The organism is Sphingopyxis sp. SCN 67-31, assembly GCF_001725095.1.
This window is the reverse complement of the sequence record NZ_MEFH01000206.1, coordinates 1-5,126: the sequence shown is the minus strand read 5'-3', so window position 1 is coordinate 5,126 and position 5,126 is coordinate 1. Positions and strand designations below refer to the sequence as shown.

Sequence of the window (5,126 nt, the reverse complement as noted above, 5' to 3'; positions counted from 1 at the left end):
CCGCGAAATGCTGGCCGAAATGCTGGAGGATAGCGCGATCTGGCCGGTAAAGACCAATTCGGCCTTTCTGATCGCCGCGCTCAGCCATCCCGATTTCGTTGCGGGCACGGTCGATACCGGGCTGATCGGCCGCGACGGCGACAGCATGACGGCCGAGCCGATGCCGTCGGAGCAGGCACTAACAAACGCCGCTATGGCGATGGTTCCCCGCTCGCTACAGTCGGGCTTTCGTCTCAACGCGCCGGACGTGCGCACCGCGCCCTTCCTGCTCGACGGTAAGCGCGTCGACGTGACGCTGCATGGCCCCGGCGCCGAGGAGCCCGCCCCCGCCATGCTCGTCGCAGAAAGCGGCGCGGTGTGGCAGCTTACGCCTTGGCGCGCCGCGGGCGGCGCCGGCGGCGCAGCGGGCGACGGGGCGATCCTGTCTCCTATGCCCGGCAAGATCATAGCGGTCGACGTCGCCGCGGGCGACAAGGTGACCAAGGGTCAGAAACTGCTGACGCTCGAGGCGATGAAGATGGAGCATAGCCTGACCGCGCCCTTCGACGGCATCGTTGCGGAACTCAACGCTGCGGCCGGGGCGCAGGTGCAGGTCGAGGCGCTGCTCGCGAAGATCGAGGCCGCCGAGTGAGCGGCCTGATCCTTCGCGATGCGACGGCGGCGGATCTTCCCACCATCCTCGCCATGCTCGCGGAGGACACGTTTCCGCCGGCGCGCGAGGTCGATCCCTCGGACCCACGTTACCTTGCCGCGTTCGAGGCGATCGACGCCGACCCGAACCAGCGGCTGATTGCAGCGGAACTCGATGGCCGCGTTGTCGGGACGATGCAACTCAGTTTCCTCCCGGGGCTTTCCTTTATCGGAAGCTGGCGCGGGCTGATCGAGGCGGTGCGGATTGCCGCCGACCTGCGCGGCCAAAGGCTGGGCGAGCAGATGATCCTTTGGGCGGTGGAACAGTGCCGCGCGCGCGATTGCAAACTCGTCCAGCTCACATCATCGGCGACACGGACGGCCGCGCACCGCTTCTACGCCCGGCTCGGCTTCGTGCAGAGTCATGTCGGCATGAAATTGCATTTGAGGGACTGACGATGGCAGGCAAGTTTTTCGACGAATGGCAGATCGGCGATGCGATCGTGCACGAGATCCGCCGCACCGTGACCGAGACCGACAATCTGCTGTTCACGACGATGACGCACAATCCGCAGCCGCTGCATCTCGACATCGAAGCGGCAAAAGCATCGGAATTCGGACAGATCCTCGTCAACGGCACTTTCACCTTCAGCCTGATGGTCGGGCTGTCGGTCGGCGACACGACGCTCGGCACGCTCGTCGCCAACCTCGGCTATGATAAATTGGTGATGCCCAAGCCGGTCTTCATCGGCGACACGCTGCGCGCGACGAGCGAGGTGATCGGCCTCAAGGAATCGAAATCGCGGCCGAATGCGGGCATCGTGACCTTCCTCCATCGCTGCATCAACCAGCGCGACGAAATCGTCTGCCAGTGCGAACGGTCAGCGCTGATCAGGAAGACGAACCAATAGACCGCTCGTGCTGAGCTTGTCGAAGCACCGTCCTGCACCGCCATAACCGCGAACAGTAGGACGGCCCTTCGACAAGCTCAGGGCGAGCGGATAGGAGAGATTAATGAGATTGCGTTCCCTCCTCTTCGTCCCCGGCGACCGCCCCGAACGCTTCGCGAAGGCCGCGGCGTCGGGCGCCGATGCGATCATCCTCGACCTCGAAGATTCGGTGTCCCCTGCAAACAAGGAGGCCGCGCGCGAAGCGGTCGCCACCTATCTCGCCGGAACGCGCGAAGTCTTTACGCTGGTCCGTGTCAATCCGCTCGACGGGCATATGACCGCCGCCGACGTTGCTGCCATTGTCGGCGGGCGCCCCGATGCGATCATGCTGCCCAAGGCCGAAGGCGCGCCGAGCATCGCCCAGCTCGATACGATCCTTCGTAGCGAGGAGGCCGCCGATGCGTCGTTGCCGCCGGTGCTGCCGATCGCGACCGAAACCCCGGCGGCGATCTTTACGCTGGGCAGCTATCGCGAGGCGAAGGCCCGGCTGGTCGGCCTCACCTGGGGTGCCGAGGATTTGCCTGCCGCCATCGGCGCGGCGACGAGCCGCGAGGCCGACGGGCGCTACACCGAACCCTATCAGGTCGCCCGCGCGCTAACCTTGTTCGCCGCACATGGTGCGGGCGTCGCGGCGATCGATACGGTGTTTCCCGCGATCAAGGACGAGGCGGGCCTTGCCGCCTATGCGGCGCGCGCGCGGCGCGATGGCTTTACCGGCATGATGGCAATCCACCCGTCACAGGTCGCGCCGATCAATGCCGCCTTCACCCCGTCCGCCGACGAGGTTCAGCGTGCGCAGGCGATCGTCGATGCCTTCGCCGCCAATCCGGGCTCGGGGGTGCTTCAGGTGGACGGCAAAATGGTCGATGCCCCGCACCTCAAACAGGCGCGGCATATCCTGTCGCTGGCGGACTGACGCCGCGCTATCATCTCCGCCGGAACGGGCGGTGACGCTTCATCCAGGCTTTGCCGCGGTGCCAGTTCCGGCGCAGCCCGCGCTCGGCGATCCCTTCGAACATCGCGTCGGGATTTTCGGGATCGAGCAGTTCATGCTCGGCGATGTAATCGTCAAACGGCCCGGGCTCGACGAGATCGAGTAACTCGAGCGAGCGGCCCGGCCCGCGCAGCGCCTCGATCGCATCGATAAGCGACCCCGTTGTTTCATAAAGGCGGCCGACATCGGCCGGATCGACGTCCAGATGCTCGCCGATCAGCGATTCGCGCAGCGCCCGGATCGTCGGCTCCACGCCGCGGTTCGCGGGCAAAGCGGCATCGATCGTCACATCGCATTCGCTGTCGAGCCCCAGCGATCGATTGTTCATGTTCGACGATCCGATACGCAGCAGGCGATCGTCGACGACCGCAGTCTTTGCATGAACATAGATCGGGTCGCCGCCCGCGGTGTGCGGGACATAGACGCGCAGGCGGTCGCCGTGCCGCGCCTTGGCGATCGCGCGCACCAGCTTCACGCGCGCCGCGTCCATCGCCATCTGTTCGAGCCACCCGTCGGCGGTACGCGGCATCACCATGATGAATTCGGGCGGATCGTCCTCGTCCAGCCGCTCGGCAATCGCCGCCGCGATCTTGGCCGAGGTGAAATATTGATTCTCGAAATAGATGAAGCGCTTCGCCGCGGCGATCATGTCGAGATAGAGCTGCTCGATCTCGCGAATTTCGGGATAGCCGTCATATTCGGCGCGCGTGCGCGATATCGCGACATCGACGTTCGTAAAATCGGGTTCGAGATTTTCGGGCCAGTTTTCGCCGTCGCCCTTTACGTCGCGCAGTTGCTTGTTCGTTGCGCGCTGCCACCGTTCGTTGCCCAGATCGGCAAGCGCTTCGCCCACCGGCCCGGCAAGGATCATCGTCGAATCGTGCCACGGCATATAGAGCTTGCCGTCGGGATTGGTACGCCGCGGATCGCCGTCGCGATGGCCCCGCGTATCCCAGCGCGACGAAGACACGTCGATGCCGCCGCACACCGCGAGATGATCGTCGAACACTGCGACCTTCTGGTGATGGCTGCATCCGGTCGGGTGTGCGCTGTCGAGCCGGAAGCTGATCGAGCGCGTCACCTTCCAGCGCAGCACCATCGAGACGATGCGCGGCATGAGGAACTGTTTGAGCCCGCCGAAATTCCAGCGAAGAATGTCGATATCGCGGTCGGGTTTCGCATGGGCCAGACGCAGCAGAAAATGTCCCAGCGATTCGCCCTTGCCCGCCTCGTCGGGCGTCAGGGCAATCCGCGGATCGAAGTCCCAGCCGATCAGCAGGATGCGCTCTTTCGCGCGCTCCATCAGCCGGACGAGCAGCGCGTAATAATCGGCCGCATCGACGATCATCCGCGCCTTGTTGGCGCGTTCGATCCGCCAGCAATTGCGGCCTTCCTCAACGATCGGGGTCAGCGCATCCTCGCTCATCGCCGCCTACACGCACGGGCGGCGGCGATGGTTGCGAGCCTGCACGTCAGGCGGCGAAGAATTGATCGGGCGTCAGCGCCATCATCGCTTCGCTGCCGGCCTCGATCTTGCGGCGCAGCGCTCCCGCATCGGGGATGAAGCGTTCGCCGAAATGACGCGCGGTAACAAGCTTGGCTTCGAGGAACGCCTTGTTCCCGCGCCCTTCGTCGAGCGCCTTCTGTGCCGCTTCGGCCATGCGCAGCCACATGAGGCCCAGCGCGACGATACCCATGATGTGCATGTAATGATGCGCGCCCGCGCCGACATTATTGGGGTTGGTCATGCCATTGGCCATGAACCACATCGTCGCGGCCTTGAGTTCGCCATTGGCCTTTTCGAGTTGCCCCGCAAAATCGGCGAAGGCCGGCTTGCCCTTCGCCGCCGCACATTCGGCGTCGACGATCGCGAAAAAGGCCTGGATGGCACGGCCGCCATTCTGCGCGAGCTTGCGGCCGACGAGGTCCATCGCCTGCACGCCGTTGGCGCCTTCGTAGATCATCGTGATGCGGGCATCGCGGACATATTGGCTCATGCCCTGCTCTTCGATGTAGCCGTGGCCGCCGAACACCTGCTGCGCGTTGGTCGCGACGTCATAGCCCTTGTCGGTGCCATAGCCCTTGATCACCGGGGTCAGCAGGCTGACGAGATCGTCGGCCTGCTGCCGCTCCTCTTCGGACGCGGCGCCATGCGCCAGATCGACCTGCAGCGCGCCCCAGAGGCACAGGCCGCGCAGCCCCTCAACCACCGCCTTGCCATCCATCAGCATGCGGCGCACGTCTGGATGGACGAAAAGCGGGTCGGCCTTCTGGGCGGGATCCTGCGGCCCGGTCAGCGCCCGGCCCTGCCGGCGGTCCTGCGCATATTGCACGGCATTCTGATAGGCTATGTCGGCCTGACCCAACCCCTGTATGCCGACGCCGAGGCGCGCGGCGTTCATCATCACGAACATCGCGGCGAGGCCCTTGTTCTCCTCGCCGACCATCCAGCCTTTTGCGCCGTCATAGTTCATCACGCAGGTCGCATTGGCGTGGATGCCCATCTTGTGCTCGATCGACCCGCACGACAGCGTGTTGCGCTCACCGAGCGA

At 64.9% G+C, this 5,126-nt stretch carries 6 protein-coding genes; 4 read left to right on the top strand and 2 right to left on the bottom strand.

The genetic code is table 11. The features are described 5' to 3' along the window. From ABS88_RS24105 to ABS88_RS24090, 4 genes are all read left to right on the top strand, one after another. The coding region (locus tag ABS88_RS24105) for a biotin/lipoyl-containing protein (RefSeq protein WP_286750821.1) at positions 1-631 on the top strand (631 nt) is incomplete at its 5' end. Then, on the top strand, positions 628-1,086 hold the full coding sequence (locus ABS88_RS24100) for a GNAT family N-acetyltransferase (protein WP_286750820.1): 459 nt from the start codon (positions 628-630) through the stop codon (positions 1,084-1,086). The genes ABS88_RS24105 and ABS88_RS24100, both read left to right, overlap by 4 nt. A gap of 2 nt (positions 1,087-1,088) precedes the next feature. Then, positions 1,089-1,541 carry a MaoC family dehydratase gene (locus tag ABS88_RS24095; RefSeq protein ID WP_286750819.1) on the top strand — a complete coding sequence of 151 codons (453 nt, stop codon included), beginning with the start codon at positions 1,089-1,091 and terminating at the stop codon, positions 1,539-1,541. Positions 1,542-1,644: 103 nt separating this feature from the next. Further along, positions 1,645-2,496: an HpcH/HpaI aldolase/citrate lyase family protein gene (locus ABS88_RS24090; RefSeq protein ID WP_286750818.1), complete on the top strand. Its 852-nt coding sequence runs from the start codon at positions 1,645-1,647 to the stop codon at positions 2,494-2,496. Positions 2,497-2,506: 10 nt separating this feature from the next. Here the strand turns inward: ABS88_RS24090 and ABS88_RS24085 are convergent, their stop codons facing one another. Then, a complete protein-coding gene (locus tag ABS88_RS24085; RefSeq protein WP_286750817.1) occupies positions 2,507-4,000 on the bottom strand; it encodes a phospholipase D-like domain-containing protein in 1,494 nt (497 codons plus the stop codon). A gap of 46 nt (positions 4,001-4,046) precedes the next feature. Continuing rightward, a partial coding sequence (locus ABS88_RS24080; RefSeq protein ID WP_286750816.1) for an acyl-CoA dehydrogenase family protein occupies positions 4,047-5,126 on the bottom strand: 1,080 nt, incomplete at its 5' end.

Excerpts from the sequence above, each read along its gene's own strand:
- ABS88_RS24095 (WP_286750819.1), top strand. The coding sequence starts at position 1,089 with ATGGCAGGCAAGTTTTTCGACGAATGGCAGATCGGCGATGCGATCGTG.
- ABS88_RS24090 (WP_286750818.1), top strand. The coding sequence starts at position 1,645 with ATGAGATTGCGTTCCCTCCTCTTCGTCCCCGGCGACCGCCCCGAACGC.
- ABS88_RS24085 (WP_286750817.1), bottom strand. The coding sequence starts at position 4,000 with ATGAGCGAGGATGCGCTGACCCCGATCGTTGAGGAAGGCCGCAATTGC.